Origin of the sequence: Micromonospora sp. NPDC049836, from assembly GCF_044465125.1 — a bacterium.
Classification (GTDB): domain Bacteria; phylum Actinomycetota; class Actinomycetes; order Mycobacteriales; family Micromonosporaceae; genus Micromonospora.
In genome coordinates this window covers 191699-213719 of the sequence record NZ_JBITLH010000005.1, presented here as the reverse complement: position 1 = coordinate 213719, position 22021 = coordinate 191699, and the positions used below count along the sequence as shown (strand labels likewise).

At 73.7% G+C, this 22021-nt stretch carries 20 protein-coding genes; 8 read left to right on the top strand and 12 right to left on the bottom strand.

The window, feature by feature from the left end; all coding sequences use genetic code 11:
• Positions 1 to 10: 10 nt before the first annotated feature.
• From ACIBPB_RS15600 to ACIBPB_RS15570, 7 genes are all read right to left on the bottom strand, one after another.
• Positions 11 to 1618 (bottom strand): protein kinase, encoded by a 1608-nt coding sequence (locus ACIBPB_RS15600; RefSeq protein WP_396840289.1) that lies wholly within the window; start codon positions 1616 to 1618, stop codon positions 11 to 13.
• A gap of 71 nt (positions 1619 to 1689) precedes the next feature.
• Positions 1690 to 3243 (bottom strand): fused MFS/spermidine synthase, encoded by a 1554-nt coding sequence (locus tag ACIBPB_RS15595; protein ID WP_396840288.1) that lies wholly within the window; start codon positions 3241 to 3243, stop codon positions 1690 to 1692.
• Positions 3244 to 3279: 36 nt separating this feature from the next.
• Positions 3280 to 4320, bottom strand: coding sequence for a coiled-coil domain-containing protein (locus tag ACIBPB_RS15590; RefSeq protein WP_396840287.1), 1041 nt, complete (start codon positions 4318 to 4320; stop codon positions 3280 to 3282).
• Positions 4321 to 4504: 184 nt separating this feature from the next.
• On the bottom strand, positions 4505 to 5314 hold the full coding sequence (locus ACIBPB_RS15585) for an inositol monophosphatase family protein (protein WP_357324160.1): 810 nt from the start codon (positions 5312 to 5314) through the stop codon (positions 4505 to 4507).
• Positions 5307 to 5759, bottom strand: a complete 453-nt coding sequence (locus ACIBPB_RS15580; protein WP_396840286.1) for a response regulator — start codon at positions 5757 to 5759, stop codon at positions 5307 to 5309. Before ACIBPB_RS15580 ends, ACIBPB_RS15585 begins: the two co-directional genes overlap by 8 nt.
• Positions 5756 to 7534 carry an ATP-binding protein gene (locus ACIBPB_RS15575; RefSeq protein WP_396840284.1) on the bottom strand — a complete coding sequence of 593 codons (1779 nt, stop codon included), beginning with the start codon at positions 7532 to 7534 and terminating at the stop codon, positions 5756 to 5758. The genes ACIBPB_RS15580 and ACIBPB_RS15575 overlap by 4 nt, the downstream gene beginning before the upstream one ends.
• Before the next feature lie 35 nt (positions 7535 to 7569).
• The gene (locus ACIBPB_RS15570; protein WP_396840282.1) at positions 7570 to 8808 is read right to left on the bottom strand and encodes a PP2C family protein-serine/threonine phosphatase; all 1239 of its coding nucleotides are present in this window, start codon (positions 8806 to 8808) and stop codon (positions 7570 to 7572) included.
• A gap of 271 nt (positions 8809 to 9079) precedes the next feature.
• On the opposite strand from ACIBPB_RS15570, the gene ACIBPB_RS15565 reads away from it, so the two are divergent.
• A complete protein-coding gene (locus tag ACIBPB_RS15565) occupies positions 9080 to 11458 on the top strand; it encodes a M28 family peptidase (protein ID WP_396840281.1) in 2379 nt (792 codons plus the stop codon).
• Between the two features lie 18 nt (positions 11459 to 11476).
• Here the strand turns inward: ACIBPB_RS15565 and ACIBPB_RS15560 are convergent, their stop codons facing one another.
• Positions 11477 to 12652 carry a low temperature requirement protein A gene (locus ACIBPB_RS15560; RefSeq protein ID WP_396840280.1) on the bottom strand — a complete coding sequence of 392 codons (1176 nt, stop codon included), beginning with the start codon at positions 12650 to 12652 and terminating at the stop codon, positions 11477 to 11479.
• Positions 12653 to 12853: 201 nt separating this feature from the next.
• Here ACIBPB_RS15560 and ACIBPB_RS15555 point away from each other — a divergent pair, with 201 nt between their 5' ends.
• The 3 genes from ACIBPB_RS15555 (at position 12854) to ACIBPB_RS15545 (ending at position 14272) form a co-directional block, all read left to right on the top strand.
• Positions 12854 to 13252 (top strand): fluoride efflux transporter FluC, encoded by a 399-nt coding sequence (locus ACIBPB_RS15555; RefSeq protein ID WP_396840278.1) that lies wholly within the window; start codon positions 12854 to 12856, stop codon positions 13250 to 13252.
• Positions 13252 to 13647 (top strand): fluoride efflux transporter FluC, encoded by a 396-nt coding sequence (locus ACIBPB_RS15550; RefSeq protein ID WP_396840277.1) that lies wholly within the window; start codon positions 13252 to 13254, stop codon positions 13645 to 13647. Before ACIBPB_RS15555 ends, ACIBPB_RS15550 begins: the two co-directional genes overlap by 1 nt.
• Before the next feature lie 130 nt (positions 13648 to 13777).
• Positions 13778 to 14272, top strand: a complete 495-nt coding sequence (locus tag ACIBPB_RS15545; protein ID WP_396840276.1) for a GNAT family N-acetyltransferase — start codon at positions 13778 to 13780, stop codon at positions 14270 to 14272.
• Positions 14273 to 14316: 44 nt separating this feature from the next.
• Here ACIBPB_RS15545 and ACIBPB_RS15540 read toward each other — a convergent pair whose 3' ends face one another.
• The 3 genes from ACIBPB_RS15540 to ACIBPB_RS15530 form a co-directional block, all read right to left on the bottom strand.
• Positions 14317 to 14571 carry a Smr/MutS family protein gene (locus ACIBPB_RS15540; protein ID WP_046564396.1) on the bottom strand — a complete coding sequence of 85 codons (255 nt, stop codon included), beginning with the start codon at positions 14569 to 14571 and terminating at the stop codon, positions 14317 to 14319.
• A gap of 69 nt (positions 14572 to 14640) precedes the next feature.
• Positions 14641 to 15009, bottom strand: coding sequence for a tetratricopeptide repeat protein (locus tag ACIBPB_RS15535; RefSeq protein ID WP_357324131.1), 369 nt, complete (start codon positions 15007 to 15009; stop codon positions 14641 to 14643).
• Positions 15010 to 15102: 93 nt separating this feature from the next.
• Positions 15103 to 15873: an ROK family protein gene (locus ACIBPB_RS15530; protein ID WP_357324128.1), complete on the bottom strand. Its 771-nt coding sequence runs from the start codon at positions 15871 to 15873 to the stop codon at positions 15103 to 15105.
• Between the two features lie 89 nt (positions 15874 to 15962).
• On the opposite strand from ACIBPB_RS15530, the gene ACIBPB_RS15525 reads away from it, so the two are divergent.
• From ACIBPB_RS15525 to ACIBPB_RS15515, 3 genes are all read left to right on the top strand, one after another.
• Positions 15963 to 17600: an ABC-F family ATP-binding cassette domain-containing protein gene (locus ACIBPB_RS15525; RefSeq protein WP_396840274.1), complete on the top strand. Its 1638-nt coding sequence runs from the start codon at positions 15963 to 15965 to the stop codon at positions 17598 to 17600.
• 38 nt (positions 17601 to 17638) lie between these two features.
• Entirely contained in the window at positions 17639 to 17959 is a 321-nt protein-coding gene (locus ACIBPB_RS15520; RefSeq protein ID WP_357324122.1) for a hypothetical protein, read from the top strand.
• Between the two features lie 541 nt (positions 17960 to 18500).
• Entirely contained in the window at positions 18501 to 19226 is a 726-nt protein-coding gene (locus tag ACIBPB_RS15515; protein WP_396840273.1) for a methyltransferase domain-containing protein, read from the top strand.
• A gap of 115 nt (positions 19227 to 19341) precedes the next feature.
• On the opposite strand, the gene ACIBPB_RS15510 is transcribed toward ACIBPB_RS15515, so the two are convergent.
• Entirely contained in the window at positions 19342 to 20352 is a 1011-nt protein-coding gene (locus ACIBPB_RS15510) for a LacI family DNA-binding transcriptional regulator (RefSeq protein WP_396840272.1), read from the bottom strand.
• Between the two features lie 149 nt (positions 20353 to 20501).
• On the opposite strand from ACIBPB_RS15510, the gene ACIBPB_RS15505 reads away from it, so the two are divergent.
• Positions 20502 to 22013: an alpha-N-arabinofuranosidase gene (locus tag ACIBPB_RS15505; RefSeq protein ID WP_396840271.1), complete on the top strand. Its 1512-nt coding sequence runs from the start codon at positions 20502 to 20504 to the stop codon at positions 22011 to 22013.
• The last annotated feature ends 8 nt before the right edge of the window (positions 22014 to 22021 follow it).

Genomic DNA, 22021 nt, shown 5'->3' with positions numbered 1-22021 from the left:
TTCGGTTGCTTCACTTTGCTTTTCCCTTCGGGTCCTCCTTCGGCTTGCGGGGCTTCTCGGGCTTGGGGTGCGACCCGCCCTTCGGGGCGGCGGCCTTCGGCGGCGTCTTGACGGTCGGCGCCTTGGCGGGGGCCTTCACGGCCGGCACCGTGGTCGGTGCCGAGCCGGCCACCCCGGCGACCTGCACGCCGCAGGTCTCAGCGCCGACCTTGAACTCCACCGGCAACTGGTTCACCCCGGTGTACGTCCCGCTCAGCGAGACCTTCTTCGACGCGCCGGGAGCCAGCGCGGCCTCCGCGGCGGGCGGCTGGAACAGCACGGTCCGCCCCTGCTGCCGGACCGCCGGCTGGGCCTTCGTCACCGTCTGCTTGCCGGGGAACGTGAAGCTCATCGTCCAGTCCCGCAGCTCCCGCTTCCCAGTGTTGGTGAGGGTCAGGTCGGCGGTGAAGTCCTTGCCGGTGTCCCGCCGCAGCACATAGTCGACGGCGCACGGGGTCGGCTCCGGCAGCGCCATCCGCGCCTCGGTCGGCTCCACCCCGCCGCTGGCCGGGCTCTTCGAGGTCAGCCCCCAAAGCGTGGCGGTGACCGCGACCAGGCCGGCGGCGGCCACCCCGGCCTCCACCCGGCGGCGCCGGGACGCGGCCCGGCGATTGCGGGTGCGTACGGCCGAGAACGGCAGCGCGTCGGTCGCCGTCGACCAGGGCAGGATCGTGGTGCCGGCGTTCTCCAGCAGCGCCGGGTCGAACTGGCCGAGCGCCGGGGAGACCGGCACGATCGCCGCGATCCCCGCCGCCTCGGCGAGCGTACGGGCCACCTCGGCGGTCGCCGGACGGTCCTCCGGGCGCTTGGCCAGGCAGCGCCGGACCAGCTCGGCGACCTGATCGGGCAGCCCCACCACCGCCGGCATCGGGTCCGGCTCGGTGTACATGTGCGCCCGCAGCATCTGGGTGGTGGTGCTGGCCTGCCAGGGCAGCCGGCCGGTGAGCATCCGGTACAGCAGCAGACCGACCGCGTACACGTCGGTGGCCGGGGAGACCTGGCCGTCGTCCAGCCGCTCCGGCGCCAGGTAGGCGGGCGTGCCGAGCAGGGCGCCGTCCGGGCCCTTCTCGCTCTCCCCCACCAGCGCCGAGATGCCGAAGTCGACGACCTTCACCCCGGTCGGGGTGAGCATCACGTTGTTCGGCGTGACGTCCCGGTGGACCACCCCCCGGGCGTGCGCGGTGGCCAGCGCCGAGGTCACCTCCGCGCCGATGGTCACCGCCTCCCGCCAGGGCAGTTGCCCGCCGCGCCCCAGCCGAGCGCTCAGCGGACCGCCGTCCACCAGCTCCATCACCACGTACGGCACGGTCAGGCCGACCTGCTCGGACTCGCCGTAGTCGTACACGTTGGTGATGTTGGGGTGGCAGAGCCGCGCGGCGGCCTGCGCCTCGATCCGGATCCGGTGCCGGAACGCCTTGTCGCTGGCGAGCCGCGAGGCGAGCACCTTGATCGCCACCTGACGGCCGAGCACCTCGTCGTAACCGCGCCAGACCACCGACATGCCACCGGCACCGAGCTGCTCGACCAACCGGTACCGCTCACCCAGCAGCTGCGCGCCGCCCCTGACCGCTGCTCCCATGGTGGGTGCAGTTGCCCCTGGTGGGCCCTCCTACACCTGAAGGGTCGGAATCGGTCAGAAAAGTCACCCGTTCAGGCGGTCGCCAGGAGCTGGTCCACCGGGGCGTAGTCGTCGGTCAGCACCAGGGCGTCACCGACGAACGCGGTCAGCTCGGCGCCGTGCAGCAGCACCGCCTGATCGGGCAGCCGGGGCAGGCCGGCGGCCAGCCGGTCCAGCGGCAACGGCGCGTCCGAGCCGACGATGAGGAAGTTGGCACCGGACCGGCCCTCGATCGCCCAGGGCGGCGCGATCAACGCGACGTTGCGGAACTCGGCCGCCACGGTGGCCAGTTCCGCCCGGATGAACCGGCCCGGCGGGTAGTCGATGACGTTCTGCACGTAGATCCCGCCCGGGCGCAGCACCCGGCGGATGTCCGCGGCCATCTCCCGGGTCGCCAGGTGCCACGGCACCACCAGGTGACCGAAGGCGTCGCCGACGATGAAGTCCCGGCTGTCGGTCGGCTCCCCGCCGAGCAGCACCCGCGCGTCGCCGACCTTCGCGGTCAGCTCCGGTCCGGTCCGCACGCCCAGCTCGCGCCGGTCCAGCTCGACCAGCCCGCCGTCGATCTCGAAGACCAGGCTGCGGGTGCCCGGCCGGGTGGCGGCCAGGTAACGCGGGATGGTGAAGCCGCCGCCGCCCAGGTGCAGGGCGTCCAGGCGCTGCCCCTTCGCGGCGATCTCGTCGGCCACCAGCCCGATCCACTGGGTGTACGCGTACTTCAGGTGGGTCGGGTCGCCCAGGTCGACGTAGGAGTGCTCGGCCGAGTTGAGATAGAGGGTGCGCCCGTCCGGCCACTGCCCGTCCACCTCGACCCGGGCGCAGTGGTAGGCCGTCTCCACGTCGCACGGGTTCGGGGCCACGGTGGTGAACCCGGCGCCGGCCAGGCCGAGCACTGCGAGAGCGGCCTTCGCCCGGGCCGGAGCCGGCAGCCCGGTCCCCGCGCGTCGCCGCAGGTACGCCCCGAGCACCAGCCCGGTCAGCCCGAGCCCGCCGGCCAGCCCGAGCACGATCACCGAGCTGGGCAGGGCGGCCACCAGCACGAAGCCGGTGAGCAGGGTGGCGGTGATCCCGCCGAGGGTGCCGATGCCGGAGAGCCGCCCGACCACCTGACCGGTCCGGCGCAGGTCGGCCAACTGGAGCTTCACCACCAGCGGGGTGATCCCGGCGAGCAGCGCCGCCGGCAGCAGCACCGCCACCGCGGTCAGCAGCAGCACCGCGCTGACCGCGCCGCCGCGCAGCGCCTCGCCGGCGTACCGGACGACGGGGAGGGTCACCGCGGTGGCGATGCCGGCCAGCACCAGGGCCGGGGCGAGCAGGGTACGCGGGTCCCGCCGGTCGGCCAGCCACCCGCCCATCCACGCCCCGTACGCGATGGCGGCCAGCGCCATGCCGATGACCGAACTGGTCACCTGGAGGGTCACCCCGACGTACGGGCCGACCAGCCGGAGCGAGACGGTCTCCAGCACCAGCACGGCGCCGCTGGAGAGGAAGACCAGGAACGCGGCGAGCCCGTTCGGCAGGGCCCGGGGCGGGGTCGGCGCCGCCGGCGCCGGGTCCACCGCGACATCGGAGAAGGTACTGCTCACCGTCGCGATGCTACGCAGCGTTCCGGCCCGGCAGGGTCAATACATCGAGATGTGAACATGGTTTGTGTGGTCGGCGGCCGGGCTGCCGCCCCCGCTGTACGACCGCCAACCGGTGTTCGGCATCCAGATCTGCCGATACCAGATCACGTACATGATGCCGAGCCGGCTCGCGTTGTTCTTCGCCCAGGTCGCCAGGCGATCGCCGTACGCCTTGTCCCCGCCGGTGGCCGAGACGTCCTTGAAGCCGCTGGTCGCCGCGGCGAAGTCGCAGGCCCGCCCCTTCGGGTGCTCCCCGTCGCCGCCGCTGCGGTGGCAGGACACGTAGCGCTGGTAGCCGGCCGCCTGGGCCTGCTGGAGCATGTGCAGGGTGCGCGGGGTGATGCAGCCGTCGGCCGGCGTCGGGTCGTTCACCGAGCACGACTCCGACGGCCACGAGCCGTCCGGGTTGCGCGGCGCGGGCTTGGCGGACGCGGAGCCGCCGCCGAAGCCGGCGCCGCTGCCCGAGCTGACCTTGGCCAGCGCCACCTCGGCGTCCCGCTTCTTCCGGGCCAGCACGGCGAGCTGCTTCTGCTGCTCGCGGACCTCGGCGTCGAGGGCCAGCTTGGCCTGGGCCGCCTCGGCCTTCGTCTCGTTCAGGTCGCGCAGCCGCTTGCTGTCCCGCTGCGCCATCACGTCCAGCTCGGCGGCACGCTTGACGAAGGCGTTCGGGCTGGAGCTGGCCAGCAGCATCGACACCGGGGTCAGCCGGCCCACCCGGTAGGACTGCGCGGCCACCTCGCCCACCTGGGCGGTCAGCTCGACCAGGCGTACGTCGAGCTGCTTGAGCTGCCCGGTCAGCGCGGTCTGCCGGCGCTTGGAGTTGTCGAGGCGCGCCTTGGCCTCGATGTGGCCCCGGGCCGCCGCGTCGAGCGCCGCCCGCAGCTGCTTGCTGCCTCCCTCGTCGGGGGCGCTCGGGCTGGGCGCGGCGGCCGCCGGCCCGGCGGTGGCGAGTCCCGCGCCGAGCAGCAGCGCCGTCGCGGCGAGCAGGGCGAGCAGCGCCCGGCGGACGCGCCGCCGGATGAGCCTGGTCCTGGGCACGAAAGCGTCCTTCCGTCGACCGCCGGCCCCCGGGTCGAACTCTGCGCGGCGGCGGCTCCACCGGCCCCGATCGGCGGCCTGCTGGCGGAAACCGCCGGTCACGATACCGGACCGCGCCCGCCGCGCCAGGCCCACGACCTCGCCCGACGCCGATCGTCGACGCAGCGTGGCGACCCTGTCGCGGTCAGCTGCCGAGCAGGGCCGCGCGGACCTCGTTCCAGATCTCCTCGCTGGCCGCGACCAGCAGGCCACGGCCCTCGTCCGCCGGGTGGTAGTCGGTGCCGTCGAAGCGCCGCGCCACCCCGCCCGCCTCCCGGACCAGCGTCGCGCCGGGGACGTGGTCCCACGGCAGGGTGCGCCAGAAGAGCACGAACTGCTGCTTGCCGGTGAGGATGTCGAGGTACTCCCGGCCCGCGCAGTGCTGGCCGGGCAGCAGCTCGCCGATGCGGGTACCGCCCGCCGACACGCTCCGCCGGGCGTCCGGCGGCAGGAACCGGGTCATCGCGGTGCCCCGCAAGGCGCCGACCTCCGGCTGCGCCCCGGTGGTGCGTACCGCCGTCCCGTCCAGCCGGGTGCCCGCCCCGGCGCGGGCGATGGCCATCGTCCCGTCCAGCGGGTCGTACACCCAGGAGGCCACCGGCACACCGTCGGTCAGCAGGGCGATCATCAGGGCGAACGGCCGCCGGCCGGCGGCGAAGTTGGAGGTGCCGTCGACCGGGTCGACCAGCCAGACGTCGCCGTCGCCGTGCAGGTGGCGCAGCAGGTCGGGATCCGCGGCGACCGCCTCCTCACCGACCACCACCGAGCCGGGGCGCAGCCGGCGCAGCCCCGCGGAGATCAGCTCCTCGGCCTCGCGGTCGGCGACGGTGACCACCTCGCCGGGTGCCTTCTCGGAGATGTCGGCGTCGTCGAGCCGCCGGAACAGCGGCACCACGATCTCCGCCGCGGCCTGTCGCAGCAGCGCGTCGACATCGTCCAGCAGCTGGTCAGCCACGCGGCGGCAGCTTGACCACGCTGACGAAGAACTCGTCGATCTGGCGGACCACCGAGATGAAGCGCTCGAAGTCCACCGGCTTGGTCACGTAGGCGTTGGCGTGCAGCTGGTAGCTGCGCAGGATGTCCTCGTCGGCCTGGGAGGTGGTCAGCACCACCACCGGGATCCGGCAGAGCTGCGCGTCCTTCTTGATCTCCTCCAGCACCTCCCGGCCGTCCCGGCGGGGCAGGTTCAGGTCGAGCAGGATCAGGTCGGGGGTCACCGCGTCCGCGTACTGGCCCTCCTGCCGCAGGTACGCCAGCGCCTCGGCGCCGTCGGAGACGACCGTGAGGCGGTTGCGGAGCTTGTGCTCCTCGAACGCCTCCTGGGTCATCAACACGTCGCCCGGGTCGTCCTCGACGAGCAGGACCTCGATCGGGCTCTTGCCGTCTGCCGGCGCGGTCATCCCACCGTCTCCTTCATGCCACCGGTTGTACCGTGTCCGGCCGCCCCCTCGGGCGGTTCCCCGCCTTCCGCGTGGTCGGCCTGGGCGCCGACGGGCGCCGACCGAAGGGTGTCATCCGCGCCGTCGCCGGTCGTCACCGACTCCCCGCTCGGCTCGCTGGCCGCCGCCGGCTCGGCGTCCGCCGGCTCGCCCGCCTCCGGCTCGGCCGCCGCACGGGCCCGCTCGACGTCCTCGGGCAGGGCGGGGAGGGTGAACCGGATCGCGGTGCCCTCGTCGAGGCCGGTGTCCACCCAGACCCGGCCGCCGTGGTACTCCACGATCTTCTTGACGATCGCCAAGCCGATCCCGGTGCCCGGGTACGCGTCCTTGGCGTGCAGCCGCTGGAAGATGACGAAGATCTTGTCGGCGAACTCCGGCTCGACCCCGATGCCGTTGTCCTGGCAGCTGATCTCCCACTCGTCGTCCACCAGCCGGGCCGACACGTGCACCTTCGGCGCCACGTCGGGCCGGCGGAACTTGATCGAGTTGCTGACCAGGTTGGCCAGCAGGTTGGTCAGCAGCGGCTCCTCGCCGCGGATCACCGGCAACTCGTCCCAGCTCAGCTCGGCGTCGCTGTACTGGCGGGCGGCCTCGGTCTGGCCGGCCACGTCACCCATCACCTTGTTCAGGTCGACCTCGGTGAAACCGGTGGTGAGGCGGCCGATCCGGGAGAACGCGAGCAGGTCGTTGATCAGCCGCTGCATCCGCTGCGCGCCGTCCACGGCGAACGCGATGTACTGGTCGGCGCGCTCGTCGAGCTGGCCGGCGTAGCGGCGCTGGAGGAGCTGGCAGAAGCTGGCCACCTTGCGCAGCGGCTCCTGCAGGTCGTGTGAGGCCACGTAGGCGAACTGCTCGAGGTCCCGGTTGGAGCGGGTGAGCTCCTCGGCCTGCTTCTGGAGCTGGCCGTTGACCCATTCGATCCGCTCCCGGGCCTCGCGGACCTCGTCCAGTTCCCGGGCGATCTTCTGCCGCATCAGGTCGATGTCGTCGGCGAGCCGGCGGAACTCCGGCGGGCCGGACCCCTCGATGTGGTGCTGGTAGTCGCCGGCGGCGACCTCCCGCACCTGGCCGACCAGGCCGGCCAGCGGCCGGATCAGGATCCGGTCCAGCGAGAGCAGCATGACCGCGCCGGCGACCGCCACCACCAGCGCCGCGATGATCAGCAGCACCACCAGGACGTTGCTGGTGTCGTTCACGTCCGCGGCGGTCTGCTGCCGGACGATCAGGATCTCGTTCTGGAGCTTGTCCACCGCGACCCGGATGCCGTCGAACCGCTGCCGGGTCTGTTCGGTGATCAGCGCCCGGCCGGCGGCCGGGCCGCTGCGCTCGGTGGTGCTGATCACCGGCGCGGCGACGTCGCGCCGCCACTGCGCGGCCTGCTGTTCCACGACGGCCAGCTCGCGCAGCACGTCCGGGTAGTCGCGGGCCAGCGCGCGCATCTCGGCGACGGTGTCCCGCTCCCGCTTCAGGCCGTCCTCGTACGGCGCCAGGTCCTTGCGGTCGGCGTTCACCGCGTAGCCGCGGACCGCGGTCTCCTGGTCGAGCAGGGCGCTGAGCAGCTCCTGCGCCTGCACCCGGAGGGGACCGGTCTTCAGCAGGACCGCGTCGATGTTCTGCCGGTTCTTCGCCGCCAGGGTCGCCTCCGCGGCGGCCAGCCCGAGCAGCAGCACCAGCACCACGCTGAGCAGCGCGACGACCCGCCGACGCAGGGTCCAACCCCGCTGGTACGCCTGCACCGAACCACCTTCCGAAGACCGAGGGAATGCCGTGCTCACCGGCCACCGCCGCGGGTGACCAGCAGCATGGCGACGTCGTCGGCGAGCGGGCCGCCGTTGAGCTGCTCGGCCCGGCCGACGAGCCAGGCGGGCAGCTCGGCCAGCGAGACCGCCCGGCTGGCCGGGTCGGCGAGCAGCTCGGTCAGCCCGGACACGTCGAGCCGGTCGTCGCCGCTGCCCACCCGCCCCTCGATCAGGCCGTCGGTGTACATCAGCAGGGACCAGTCCTCGGTCTCGAACTCCAGGTCGAACGCCACCGGCCGGCGCGGCCGTACGCCGAGCAGCAGGCCGCCCCGGGCCGGCACGGGACCCACCCGCCCGCCGGCGAGCAGCAGCGGCGGCGGGTGACCGGCGAGCCGCACCGTCGCCCGGTTGGCCGCCAGGTCGAGCCGGGTGGTGGCCACCGTGGCGAAGATCTCCTGGAGCCGCCGCTCGCTCATCAGCACCTGCTCCAGGGCGGGCAGCACCTCCTCGTCCGGCACGCCTGCCAGGATCAGCGCCCGCCAGGCCACCCGCAACTCGACGCCGAGGGCCGCCTCGTCGACCCCGTGGCCGCACACGTCACCGACGATCAGGTCGATCCGGTCCGGTCGGGTCTGCACCACGTCGTAGAAGTCGCCACCGATCAGCGCCGCGTGCCGGCCGGGGCGGTAGAAGGTGTGCACCGCCACCTGGTCGGTGGTCATCAGCGGCTGCGGCAGCAGACCGCGCTCCAGCCGGGCCGACTCGGCCTGGCGCAGCTCCACCTCGCGCAGCCGGCGGGCGTTCACGTCGGCCCGCTTGCGCTCCACGGCGTAGCGCAGGGCCCGGGTCAGCAGCACCCCGTCGACCTGCCCCTTGACCAGGTAGTCCTGCGCGCCCTCGGCGACCGCGACGATGCCCAGGTGCTCGTCGGAGCGGCCGGTCAGCACGCAGACCGCCGCGCCGCTGGCCATGTCCAGCACCTGGCGCAGGCCGTCCAGCCCCTGCGCGTCGGGCAGGCCCAGGTCGAGCAGGACGCAGTCGACCCCCATCACCCGCTGGCGGGCCTCGCTGAGGCTGGTGGCGACGAGCAGGTCGATCATCGAGTTGGTCTCGGCGAGCAGCTCGCCGACCAGGAAGGCGTCGCCCTCGTCGTCCTCGACCAGGAGCACCCGCAGCCGCTCGCCGGGGGGCACGCTCGCGTAGTGCCCGAAACCGGCCTGCGGCACGACCGCGGCGCCGGGCAGACCGGACCCCCGCTGCGGTCGGGTCACCGCCGCGAGACGCGGGAGTTCGCTGGTGATGTCGGGCTCCTTCCGAGTGCCCTGCTGATCCTGTATCAGACAACGGCCGCACACAACACGACAGATACCGGAACGGGCCGCACCGATATCGACCCACCCGCCGGAGAGCGACCGGGCCGGGTTCCGATGTTACGCGGCCGGCCCTGTCCGGCCCGGGACGCACCGGCCGACCGGGGGCTGCCGCGGCCCGCCGCCAGGGGTGCAGGATGATCCCCACCCGACCCATCCCCGAGGAGCTCCCGTGGGCGTACCCCCCTCCCGCCCCGCCGACCGGGCGCTGGCCCGGCCCCGCCGGCGACCGCTCGCCGCGCTCGCGGCACTCGTCGCGCTGCTCGCCGTCGGCGCGGGTGTCCTGGTCGACCTGGCCACCCCGGCGCCGCGCCCGGCGGACGCCCCGGCGGGCGAGTTCAGCGCCGAGCGGGCGTACGAGAACGTGCGGGTCATCGCGACCCGGCCGCACGTGGCCGGCAGCACCGCCAACGACCAGGTCCGCGAGCACCTGGTGGGCGTGCTGCGCGGCCTCGGCCTGGAGACCGAGGTGCAGGACGCGGTCGCGCCGGAGGCCGGGCAGCTCAGCGGGGCGGCCGGCGGGGCGACGGTGGCCCGGGTCCGCAACGTGGTGGCCCGGCTGCCCGGCACCGCCTCGACCGGGCGGGTCTTCCTGGTCGCCCACTACGATTCGGTGCAGTCCGGGCCGGGCGGCAACGACGACGCTGCCGGCACCTCCACCATCCTGGAGGTGGCCCGGGCGCTGACCACCGGTCCGCGCCCCCGCAACGACGTGGTCTTCGTGCTCACCGACGCCGAGGAGGCGTGCCTCTGCGGCGCGTCCGGGTTCGCCGCCGACCACCCGCTGGCCCGCGACGGGGGCGTGGTGCTCAACCTGGAGGCGCGCGGCGCCACCGGCCCGGTGATCATGTTCGAGACGTCCCGGAACAACGCGAAGCTGGTCGACGTCTTCGGCCGGGCCGCGCCGCACCCGGTGGGCACCTCCTTCGCCGTGGAGATCTACCGGGCGCTGCCGAACGACACCGACTTCACCGCGTTCCTGGACCACGACTTCGTCGGGCTGAACTCGGCGTACATCGACGGCGGGGCGATCTATCACACGCCGCTGGACACCCCGGCGGCGATGGACCGGGGCAGCCTGCAGATGCACGGCGACAACGCGCTCGGCCTGGCCCGCGAGTTCGGCCGGACCGACCTGCGGCAGTTGCGCTCCGGCCACGACGCCACCTACTTCCCGGTGCCGGGCGGGCTGGTCCGCTACCCCGGCTGGCTGACCCTGCCGCTGGCGCTGGCCGCCCTGCTGGCGGTCGGCGCGCTCGGCTGGCTGCTGCGCCGCCGTGGCCGGGCCACCGCCGGCCGGCTCGCCGCCGGCGTCGGGCTGACCCTGGTGCCGATCGTCGTCGCCCCGCTCGGCGCGTGGCTGCTCTGGACCGCGATCACCACGGTCCGCCCCGGGTACGCCGAGCTGCTCGACCCGTACCGGCCGGTCTGGTACCGGCTGGCCGTGGTGGCGCTCGCCGCCGCGGTCCTGTTCACCTGGTACGCGCTGACCCGCCGCCGGGTCGGTCCGGCCGCGCTGGCGTTCGGCGGGCTGGCCTGGCTGGCCCTGCTCGGGGTGCTGCTCGCCGTGCTGGTGCCCGGCGGCGCGTACCTGACCACGCTGCCGGCGCTGGCCGGCGCGCTCGCCGGCCTGGCGGCGCTGGGCACCCGGCTGGACGGCCCGTGGCCGGTGGTCGCGGCGACCCTGGCCGGCGCGGTGGCCGTGGTGATCCTGCTGCCTCCCGTGGTGCTGCTCTTCCCGGCGCTCGGCATGGCGATGGGCGGGGTGGCCGCGCTCGTCTCGGTGCTGCTCGGCCTGGCCGTGCTGCCGGTGGTCGACCTGCTGCACCCGCAGGCCGGCGGCCAGCGCGGCCTGGTCGCGCTACGGGCCCGCCGGCTGGGCGCGCTGCCGGCCGGTGCCGCCGCGCTCGCCGCCGTGGTGCTCGCCGGGGTCGGCCTGGCCGTGGACCGCTTCGACGCCGCCCATCCCGTGCCGACCCACCTGATGTACGCCCTGGACGCCGGCACCGGCGCCGCCCGCTGGCTCAGCCACGAGGACGCGCCGCAGCCCTGGACCCACGGGTACGTGGACGGCCGCACCGACGTCTCCGCCGACTTCCCCGGTCTCGGCGACGGCGAGCTGCGCGCCGGCCCGGCCCCGGCCGCCGACGTGCCCGCCCCGAAGCTGGAGACGCTCGCCGACACCCGCAGCGGTGACCAGCGGGTGCTCCGGCTGCGGGTGGTCCCGCAGCGGACGGTACGGCTGCTCACCCTGCACGTGGAGACCGCCACGGCCACGGTCCGGTCGGCCACCGTGGCCGGGCGGGACGTGCCGGTCAAGGCCCGCGCCGGGCGGTGGGGTTTCGGGGTCGTGTTCCACGCCCCGCCGCCGGAGGGCGTCGAGGTGACGCTCACCCTCGTGCCGAAGGCCGGCCAGGTGAACGTGCGGGTCATGGACGCCAGCGACGGCCTGACCGGGCTGCCCGGCTTCCGCCCGCGGCCCGCCGACGTCGGCGTGGTCGGCTCGCACAGCTCGGAGATGCTCGCGGTGGCCCGCACCTATCCGCTCTGACCCCGGGCCGGCCGGGGGTCAGCCGGGGCGGCCGCGGAGCGCGGATCGGGTCGGCGACGGGGCCACCGCGTCGCCGACCACCACGCCGGTCAGCACCAGCACGACGAAGGCGGCGACCAGCACCGGCGGCCAGCCGCCCGCCCAGGGGGCCACCGCCGCCAGCGCCAGCAGCCAGGGCACCCGCCGCCACGGGGGCACGCCCAGGACCCGCTGGATGAACAGGCTGCGCCCGATCAGGACCAGCGCGGGCCCGCCGAGGATCAGGACCAGCCAGCGTCCCGGCGTGTCCCCGGTGGGCCGGCCGACGACCAGGTCGAACGCCGCGGCGGTGCAGACGATGCCGGAGAGCATGAGCAGGTGGGTGTACGGCGCCAGCCGGGCCGCCCGCCGCACCTCCGGCGGGGTGGTGGAGGCCACGATGGTCCCGGCGCGCAGCACGTAGATCTGCCAGAGCAGCAGCATGACGGCGAAGGCGGCGAGGAAGGCCGCGGACCGGGCCCGGGTGAACTCGGCGGTGTTGATCCGCAGTGTGGGCACCAGCACGATGTCACCGAGCGCGAGGATGACGAACTGCTGGTACCGCTCGCCCAGGTGCTCGCTGGTCTTCTCGTACTGGGCGAATGGCACCCGGCCGAGTCCGGGTGTCGGGTAGCGGGCCGCGGCCGCGACGTAGTCGATCACCAGCCCGACCGACCAGAGCGCGGTCCGGGCCAGGCCGTGCAGCAGCGCGCCACCCAGCCAGAAAAGGCTGGAGGCCAGGAACCAGAAGAAGAACCGGGCCGCCCGCTGCTGGGCCCGGTGCCGGCGCCAGTGCAACAGGCTGACCAGGACCAGGCCCCGGAACAGGTGCGGGATCACGTACCCGCCCGCGAAGATCAGCGAGTGCGGGTCGGCGGCCAGCGCCGCCGCCATCACCAGGGCGCCGAGCATCGTCACCATGAGGATGCTCTGGATCGGCCGGCGGTCCGGGTCGTAGAAGTCGGTGGTGGTCGAGGTGACCGACCAGGTCCACCAGATCGCCATGAGCATGACCGCGACCAGCCAGGTGCCCGGCCACGAGTGCTGTTCGGCGATCCGCATCGAGGCCGCCGCCAGGGCGGCCACGAACACCACGTCGAAGACCAGTTCCAGCAGGGTGGCCCGGGTCGACCCGCCCGGCCGGCGCACCAGTTCGCCGCCGCCTCCGGTCGTCATGCCCGGCCTCCCGCCACTCCGGCGTCTGCCGGCCCGGTCGACGCCGGCAGCGGGGTCGCGCAGCGGGCGGCCGGCCGTACGCGCCCTGCCAGGATTATCGGGGCAGCCGACCCGGTCGCCCGCCGGGCCGCGGGTACGGCCCACGATCGGGTGAGACCCTTCCGACGGGTCCGGCGGCGGACAGCCGTGCAGATTGGAGCGGTGAAGGTTCTCGCGATCCTCCTCGGCGGCGGACTCGGCGCGACCCTGCGCTACCTGCTGTGGCAGAACTTCGCGGCGGCCACCCCACCGCACTTCCCGTGGGTCACCTTCGCGATCAACGTGGTGGGCGCGTTCGCCCTCGCCGCCGTGACGACGCTGGTCGGCGCGCACCTGTTGACCGGCCCCTGGGGCAAGCCGTTCCTCTCGACCGGGCTCATCGCCGGCTTCACCACCTGGTCGCACTTCATCGTCGAGTCCGACCAGTTGATCGGCGCGCGACGGACCGGCTCGGCCATCGGCTACCTGATCCTGAGCATCGTCGGCGGGGTCGTCGCGGCCGCGCTCGGCGCTCGGCTCGCCGAGGTCAAGGTGGGCCGTCCGGCAGCCGGAGGCAGATGATGTGGCTCGGCATCGGGGTGTTCCTGGCCGGCGGGCTGGGCGCGTTGACCCGCGCCGGGGTCGACGCGGCGGTCAAGCCCTGGTGGGCGGCGCGGGTGTCCGGCTCCGCCAGGGCGTTCCCGGCCAGCACCTTCCTGATCAACGTGTCCGGCGCGCTCGCGCTCGGCATCGTCACCGGCTACGCCGCGAAGCACGTCGGGGCGGGGGCGCAGGACTTCGCCACGATCGTCGGGGTCGGCTTCATCGCCGCGTACACCACCTTCTCCACCGAGGAGTGGCACACGCTGGGACTGCTGCGCAAGAACGCCACCGTGGAGGCGGTCAACGTGCTCGGCAGCGTCGGGGTGAGCATGGTGCTGGCCGCGTTCGGCCTCTGGCTCGGCAGGCAACTCTGAGGGTCGGCACCCGGCGGGGGAGGCCGCTTCCGTTCGGTTCGGTCGCCGCCGCGTGCAGATCGACCAACCGGCGGCTCCACTGTCGAGTGGTGGTGCGCCGAGTTCCCACCTCGTGTGCGAGGCTTCGGCGGTGACCGACCTCGGCATCCGCGCAGCCACCCCGGCTGACTCCGAATTCCTGGTCGACATGCTCGTGGAGGCCGTGAACTGGCTGCCTGAGCGCAACTGGTCCCGCGAGCGGATCCTGGCGGATCCCGCACTGGCTCACTACGTCACCGGTTGGATGCAGCCGAACGACTTCGGCCTGGTTGCGGTGGACCCGGCTGATCGGCCAGTCGGCGCCGCCTGGTTCCGATACCTGACCGCCGGTGATCCGGGCTACGGGTACGTCAGTGACGACGTGCCAGAGCTGACGATCGGCGTGCTGGAAACCTGGAGGGGCCGGGGTGTGGGCCGGATGCTCGTGCGCGCTGTTCTGGACGCCGCACGAGAACGTGGCATCCGCAGGGTGTCGCTGAGCGTGGAGCGGGCGAACTTCGCTGCGAGGCTGTACGCCGCTGAAGGGTTTCGCACGGTCGAGTCGTTCGAGGACGCGGACACGATGGTCGCTGAGATCAAGACCTGACACGTGTGGTGCCCCAGTCACGTCACCGCGAGCCAGGCACCTCGCTATTTCCAGCGGAAGTGGACGAAGAGGCGGCCGAAGTTCTTCGAGTCCTTCTCGACCCGGTGGTAGAGCTGCTTCACGTCCTTCTGGTCGAGGAAGCGCAGCACCTTCTTCTTGAGCTGGCCGGAGCCCTTGCCGGGGATGATCTCCACGAGGGTGGCCTTCTTCGCCACCGCCTCGTCCATGATCCCGCGCAGGGCCCGGTCGATGTCGTGGCCCCGGTTGTAGATGTCGTGGAGATCGAGCTTGAGCTTCACCAGCCCATCGTAGAGACGGTGAAGGGCAGCCCGCCGGGCTGCCCTGTCCGTTTCGTACGCTCCTGGGGGTCAGCGACCGCTGCCGACCTTTTCCTCCACCCGGCGCAGGGCCGTGGTGTAGTCGGCGTTGGTCGAGTACATGGCCGCCGCGATGCGCAGGTGCCGCAGCGCGTCGGCCGGCCGGTTCATCCGCTCCAGCGTGCGGCCCAGCACGTGGTGCGCGTAGTGGTCGCTCGGGTCCCGGTCGACCAGCTCGCGCAGCTGCTCCTCGGCCCGGTTGAGCTGGGCCGACTGGAAGTACGCCCGGGCCAGCAGCTGCCGCACCGAGGAGTTGCCGGGCTCCGCCTCGACGATCGGCTCGAGCAGCCGGGCCGCCCCGGTCGGGTCACCCGCTTCGAAGAACATGGTCGCCCGCCGGTAATCCGCCAGAAGATCCACTCGAACCCACCTCCTCGTGTCGCACCGCCCTTAGTCCGACGCTGACACAACACCGGGCGTACCGCGAGTGTTCCTCGGCTGGAAGTTGCGCCCTCAGGGCGTCGGGTCGTACCGGTCGCCCACCAGGTCCCAGGCCCGGACACCACCGACGATGCCGGCCGTGTTCGGCACGACCACGACGTCGTCGCCCATCCGGGCCAGTTGTTCCGGCCGGATCAGCCGGGAGTTACCGCCGCCCAGATAGAGCCGGTCCCAACGGAAGACCGGCCGCAGCCCGTCGACCACCTGCCGGATCCGCCGGGACCAGAACGCGTCACCCAGCCGCCGGCGTTCCGGCTCGCCCACGTACGTGTCGTAGGTGGTGTTCCAGCGCACCGGCGCGTGCGACAGCTCCAGGTGCGGGGCGAGCACCCCGCCGTCGAAGAGGGCGCTGCCCAGCCCGGTGCCGAGGGTCAGCACCAGTTCGCAGCCGGTGCCGGCGACCACCCCGGCGCCGTGCACCTCGGCGTCGTTGAGCACCAGCGCCGGCACCCCGAACGCCTCGGCGAGGGCGGTCCGCACGTCGTAGCCGGACCACTCGGCGACCAGTGCCGGATCGACCTTGCTGCGCGGCCCGGACCGGGTCACGTAGTGCGGGGTGGCCACCACCACGCCGTGCCGGATCATGCCGGGCATGCCGACCGTGAGCCGGTCCGCCGCGGGCAGCCGGCCGCCCAGGTCCAGCAGCGTCTTGACGAGGAGCGCGGGCGGCAGGGGGTACGGCGTGGGGACGCGCAGCGGTCGGGCCCGCATGGTCCCCGCGGCGTCCAGCACGGAAGCCTTGATCCCGCCGCCACCGCAGTCGATCGCCAGAGTGGTCACCACGGCTGTGAGTCTCCCTCACCCGGCCTGCGCGCAGCGCCCCGGTTATCCGATTCGCCGCGGGCCGCCCCGGCGGTAGTCTCGATCTCCTGATGAGCGCCACACTGATCGCCAAGGACCTCACCGCTGGGCACGGCGACCGCCTCCTCTTCACCGACCTGGACCTGGTCGTCGCCCCGGGCGACGTGATCGGGCTGGTCGGGGTGAACGGCGCCGGCAAGTCCACGCTGCTGCGTACGCTCGCCGCGCTCCAACCGCTGGAGCAGGGCTCGGTCGCGTTGAACCCGCCCGCCGCCACCGTCGGCTACCTGCCCCAGGAGCCGGAGCGGCGGCCCGGCGAGACGGTCCGCGACTTCCTGGCCCGGCGTACCGGGGTGAGCGCGGCACAGTCCGCGCTCGACGCCGCCACCGAGGCGCTGACCGCCGGCGCCGCCGGTGCCGACGACGCGTACGCCACCGCGCTGGAGCGCTGGCTGGACCTGGGCGGCGCGGACCTGGACGAGCGGGCCGAGCAGGTCGCCGCCGAACTGGGGCTCACCGTCGACCTGGACCACCCGATGACCGGCCTCTCCGGCGGCCAGGCGGCCCGGGCCGGGCTCGCCTCGCTGCTGCTCAGCCGCTACGACATCTTCCTGCTCGACGAGCCCACCAACGACCTCGACCTGGCCGGGCTGGACCGGCTGGAACACTTCGTCACCGGGCTGCGCGCCGGGACCGTGCTGGTCAGCCACGACCGGGAGTTCCTGACCCGTACGGTCACCCGGGTGCTGGAACTGGACCTGCACCAGGGCCAGGTCAACCACTTCGGCGGTGGCTACGCGGCCTACCTGGAGGAGCGGGAGGTGGCCCGCCGGCACGCCCGCGAGGAGTACGAGGAGTACGCCGACACCCGGGCGGGCCTGGAGGCGCGGGCCAGGATGCAGCGGGCCTGGATGGAGAAGGGCGTGAAGAACGCCCGGCGCAAGGCCACCGACAACGACAAGATCGGCCGCAAGTTCCGGACCGAGTCCACCGAGAAGCAGGCGGCCAAGGCCAAGCAGACCGCGCGGCTGATCGAGCGGCTGGAGGCGGTCGAGGAGCCCCGCCGGGAGTGGGAGCTGCGGATGGAGATCGCCGCCGCGCCCCGCGCCGGCGCCGTGGTGGCCTCGCTCCGCGGTGCGGTGGTACGCCGTGGCGGCTTCACTCTCGGGCCGGTGGACCTCCAGGTCGACTGGGCGGACCGGGTGGCGATCACCGGCGCGAACGGCTCCGGCAAGAGCACCCTGCTCGCCGCGCTGCTCGGCCGGCTGCCGCTGGACGAGGGGCACGCGGCGCTCGGCCCCGGGGTGGTGGTCGGCGAGGTGGACCAGGCCCGCGGGCTCTTCCTCGGCGGTCAGCCGCTGCTGGACGCCTTCGGCGCCGCCGTACCGGAGCTGACCCCGGCCGAGGTGCGGACGCTGCTGGCCAAGTTCGGCCTGCGGGCCGACCACGTGCTGCGGCCGGCGGCGACCCTCTCCCCCGGCGAGCGGACCCGCGCCGCGCTGGCCCTGCTGCAGGGGCGCGGGGTGAACCTGCTGGTGCTGGACGAGCCGACCAACCACCTGGACCTGCCGGCGATCGAGCAGCTGGAATCGGCGCTGGCCGGCTATCCGGGGACGCTGCTGCTGGTCACCCACGACCGGCGGATGCTGGACACGGTGAGCGTGAACCGGCGGCTGCGCGTCACCGACGGGCGGATCGCCGAGGACTGAGTCGTGCCGACCCGGTCGCGCGGGGTGAGAATGACGGCATGCTCAAGTGGGAGTACGCGCTGCTGGTCCGCCGCCGCCAGGCCGCCGCCACCGACATCGGGTGGGAGGTCGTCTTCATCTGGTACGGCCCGGACGGCTCGATGGTCGACGTCACCCCGTACGGCGACACCGCGCTGGCCCACCTGAACCGGGCCGGTGACCAGGGTTGGGAACTGGTCGCGATGAGCGAGGACCCGTCCCTGCCGGGCAACAACGAGCTGCACCGGTACCACCTCAAGCGGCCGAAGGCACCGGCTCCCCAGCCGCGCCAGCGGATGCGCGGCGCGGGCCGGACCGCCCGCCGCACCATCGCCGGCTGATCCCGCCGGCCACCCGCCCGCCGGTCCAGCGCGCCCTTCCCGGCCCACCCTTGCCGGACCGTGTTGCTGACCGCCGACCCGACGCCGACCGCTCCCCTGGCCTCGCGACCCGCCGAGCGCGCACGCCTGCCGAGCTCAGCTCCGGGCTCGCGGTAGCGCGGTGCCGACCCGGCCATCCCCCGCGCCCGGCGCGTCCCCTGCCGACCGACACACCACCCAAGACCGATATGCCTCTGCGGCATGAATATGCCGGAGAGGCATATTCATCTTTAGCGTCTCCCCGGCTCGCGGGCCGCGATCGCTCATCGGCGGGCAGTGGAGCCGCCGGCCGGCGCCGCTCCCGGTTCGCGGGCAGCGCCGCGAGGCGGGGACCGGCCCAACGGGCGACGTGACGTGGGCGGTGAACGTGACGTGGGCGGTGAACCAGCGCGGGCCGCGATCGCTCAGCGACGGGCGGCCGGAGTCGCGCCGGAGGCGCGGCCTGGGGCAGGGCAGGCATACCGGGCGGCGATCCGGGTATCGCGCCGCCCGGAGGTGGCGCATGGTGGTGATGGCGCATTCGGCACCGTCGGCCGAGCGGCTGGCCGTGGCCGACGGGTTCCTCGCCGACGCGTGGACGGACCTGGCCGCGCACGACGACCGGGTGCGCGGCCTCGGCGTGGAGGTGCGCTTCGACCGGGGCGTCGCGCACCTCAGTGGCGAGGTCGCCGACCCGGCCGAGCTGCGGCTGGTCCGCGACCTGGTGGGTCGCCTCGCCGGCGTGCTGGGCGTGTGGTGCCGGGTGGGCGTGGCCGGGCGGGCGCCGGTGGTGGTGGACCTGGGTTGCGGGGCGACCAAGCAGTGGCCGGGCAACCTGGGGTTGGACATCTATCCGGCGCCGGGGGTGGACGCGGTGGCCGACCTCTCCGGCTCGCTGCCGCTGGCCGACGACTCGGTCGACGTCTTCTTCGCGGTGCACATCCTGGAGCACCTGATCGACTTCCTGCCGCTGCTGGACGACTGCCACCGGGCGCTGCGGCCGGGCGGCGTGCTGCACGTGATGAGTCCCTGGTGGCGGCACGTCAACGCGGTGGCCGACCCGACCCACGTCCGGCTGCTGGACGTGCAGACCTTCAAGGGCATCTGCGGCCAGCGCCCGCCGGGCACCCCACGCTGGTACCCGCTGCACGTCGGCTGCGACGGGGCCTCGATCTTCGCCGACCTCACACCCCTCCCGTCCGACGCTCCGCCCCCCACCAGCTCCCACCTGGCCCGCTTCTTCGACTGACAGCGAGGGTGCGGGTGGGCAACCCGGGCCGCGGGCTCGCCCGGGAAGCGCCGCGCCGGACGGGCCGGGAGGCGCGACGCGGGAAGGGCTGCGGGCGCGGCGCGGGAAGGGCGGGTCAGGGGCGGGCGGGGGCGGATTCGCGGAGGGCGAGGCGGTGGGGGGCGACCAGCTCGCGCGGCGGGGCGTCGCGATCGCCGTCGAGGCGACCGGCGAGCAGTTCGACGGCGAGGCGGGCGATCCGCTCCTTGTCCGGGGCGACCGTGGTCAGGGTGGGGATGGAGAAGCGGCCGTCCTCGATGTCGTCGAAGCCGGCCACCGCGACGTCGGCGGGCACCCGCAGGCCGGCCTCGTGCAGGGCGCGCAGGGCGCCCAGGGCGAGGGTGTCGTTGAAGCAGAAGACGGCGTCGGGGCGTACGCCGGTGGCCAGCAGGTGCCGGATGGCGGCCGCGCCGTCGGCGCGGTGCCAGGCCGGCGCGGGCGCCACCAGCCGCTCGTCGTAACCGATGCCGGCATCGGTCAGCGCCTCGGCGTAGCCGGCCAGGCGGAGCCGGGCGCTGGCCCCCTCGGCGGTGCGCTGCGAGCCGATGGCGGCGATCCGGCGGCGGCCGAGGCCGATCAGGTGGGCGGTGATCTCCCGGGCGGCGGCCACGTTGTCGACCATCACGTGGTCGGCCGGCGCGTGGTCGACCCGCTCGCCGAGCAGCACCATCGGCGTGCCGTGCAGCCCGGTCAGGTCGTCGGCGCTGAGTGCGAGCGGGCTGAAGATGAGCCCGTCGATCAGGTGGTCGCCGATCCCCCTGGCGGCCTTCCGCTCCTGCTCGGGGCCGCCGCCGGTCTGGTCGATCAACACCGTCCAGCCGTGGTCGGCGGCGGCGCTGACCACGTGTCGGGCCAGCTCGGCGAAGTACGGGATGTCCAGCTCGGGCACGGCCAGGGCGATCACCCCGGTCCGGCCCTTGCGCAGGTTGCGCGCGGACAGGTTGGGCCGGTAGTTCAGCTCGGCGATGGCCTGCTCGACCCGGGCCCGGGTGTCCGGCCGGACGTGCTCGTAGCCGTTCACCACGTTGGAGACGGTCTTCACCGACACTCCGGCCCGTTCCGCGACGTCCTTGAGCCTGTGCCGCACTGAGCTTCCCTCCGGGTGACTGCTGGGCCGCACTCTACCGCGTCACGACGATATAACGACCCCTTTACATCGTTGCTTACAACGTTGTAGAAACCAGGGACACCCGGTGGCCCAGCTCACCGGGACAGTACGGAGGAGAGGGTGGGACCGTGCCCAACGCGCAGTTGACGATCGACCCGGCGTTCCGGATCGGGCCGGCGGACCGCCGGCTCTTCGGTTCCTTTGTGGAGCACATGGGGCGTTGCGTCTACGGCGGCATCTACGAGCCCGGGCACCCCACCGCCGACCCGCACGGCTTCCGCCGCGACGTGCTGGAGCTGACCCGGGAGCTGGGCGTCTCGGTGGTCCGCTACCCGGGCGGCAACTTCGTCTCCGGCTACCGCTGGGAGGACGGCGTCGGACCGGTCGGCGACCGGCCCCGCCGGCTCGACCTGGCCTGGAAGACGATCGAGACCAACGCCTTCGGGCTGGACGAGTTCATGATCTGGGCGGCCGAGGCCGGGGTCGAGCCGATGATGGCGGTCAACCTCGGCACCCGAGGCGTGCAGGAGGCCTGCGACCTGCTCGAATACGCCAACCACCCGGGCGGCACGCAACTGTCCGACCTGCGCCGCAAGCACGGCGCCGAGCAGCCGTACGGGGTGCGGCTCTGGTGCCTCGGCAACGAACTGGACGGGCCCTGGCAGGTCGGCCACAAGACCGCCGAGGAGTACGGCCGGCTCGCCGCCGAGACGGCCCGCGCCATGAAGCTGGTCGACCCCTCGATCAGCCTGGTCGCCTGCGGCAGCTCCAACCGGGGGATGCCGACCTTCGCCTCCTGGGAGGCGACCGTGCTGGAACACACCTACGAGCACGTCGACTACATCTCCGCCCACACCTACTACGACCCCTCGGACGGCGACCGGGCCAGCATCCTCGCCTCCGCCGTGGACATGGACGCCTTCATCACCGAGGTGACGGCCACCGCCGACCACGTCGGCGCCAAGCTGCGGCAGCGGCGCCGGCTGAAGATCTCCTTCGACGAGTGGAACGTCTGGTACCAGTCCCGCATGCGGGCCGACCTGGACCGGCGCGGCTGGGTGGAGGCGCCGGCGCTGATCGAGGACGACTACACCGCCGTCGACGCGGTCGTGGTCGGCGACCTCCTGATCACCCTGCTCCGGCACGCCGACCGGGTCGGTGTGGCCTGCCAGGCGCAGCTCGCCAACGTGATCGCCCCGATCCGGACCCGTGACGGCGGCCCCGCCTGGCGGCAGAGCATCTTCCACCCGTTCGCCCTCACCGCCCGGCACGCCCGGGGCACCGTGCTGCGCACCGAGCCGGTCGGCCCGACCTACGAGACGAAGCGGTACGGCGACGTGCCGGTGCTGGACACCGTCGCCGTGCACGACGAGGAGACCGGCGGGCTGGCCGTCTTCGCGGTCAACCGGGGCCCGCGGGACCTCCCGCTCGACCTCGACCTGCGCGGGCTGCCCGGCCTGCGCGCGGTCGCGCACACCACCCTCACCGCCGGGGCCGACCCGGCGGCCCTGAACACCGAGGCGGAGCCCGCCCGGGTGACGCCCCGGGAACTCACCACCCCCACCCTCGACGGCGGCCGGTGCTCCGTGGCGCTGCCCGCCTGCTCCTGGAACCTGCTGCGGTTCGCGCCTCAGCCGTGACCAGGCAA

Bases quoted from the DNA above. Each gene is read 5' to 3' on its own strand.
- ACIBPB_RS15600 (WP_396840289.1), bottom strand. From the start codon at position 1,618: ATGGGAGCAGCGGTCAGGGGCGGCGCGCAGCTGCTGGGTGAGCGGTAC.
- ACIBPB_RS15525 (WP_396840274.1), top strand. From the start codon at position 15,963: ATGAGCGCCACACTGATCGCCAAGGACCTCACCGCTGGGCACGGCGAC.
- ACIBPB_RS15550 (WP_396840277.1), top strand. From the start codon at position 13,252: ATGTGGCTCGGCATCGGGGTGTTCCTGGCCGGCGGGCTGGGCGCGTTG.
- ACIBPB_RS15580 (WP_396840286.1), bottom strand. From the start codon at position 5,759: ATGACCGCGCCGGCAGACGGCAAGAGCCCGATCGAGGTCCTGCTCGTC.
- ACIBPB_RS15520 (WP_357324122.1), top strand. From the start codon at position 17,639: ATGCTCAAGTGGGAGTACGCGCTGCTGGTCCGCCGCCGCCAGGCCGCC.
- ACIBPB_RS15560 (WP_396840280.1), bottom strand. From the start codon at position 12,652: ATGACGACCGGAGGCGGCGGCGAACTGGTGCGCCGGCCGGGCGGGTCG.
- ACIBPB_RS15515 (WP_396840273.1), top strand. From the start codon at position 18,501: ATGGTGGTGATGGCGCATTCGGCACCGTCGGCCGAGCGGCTGGCCGTG.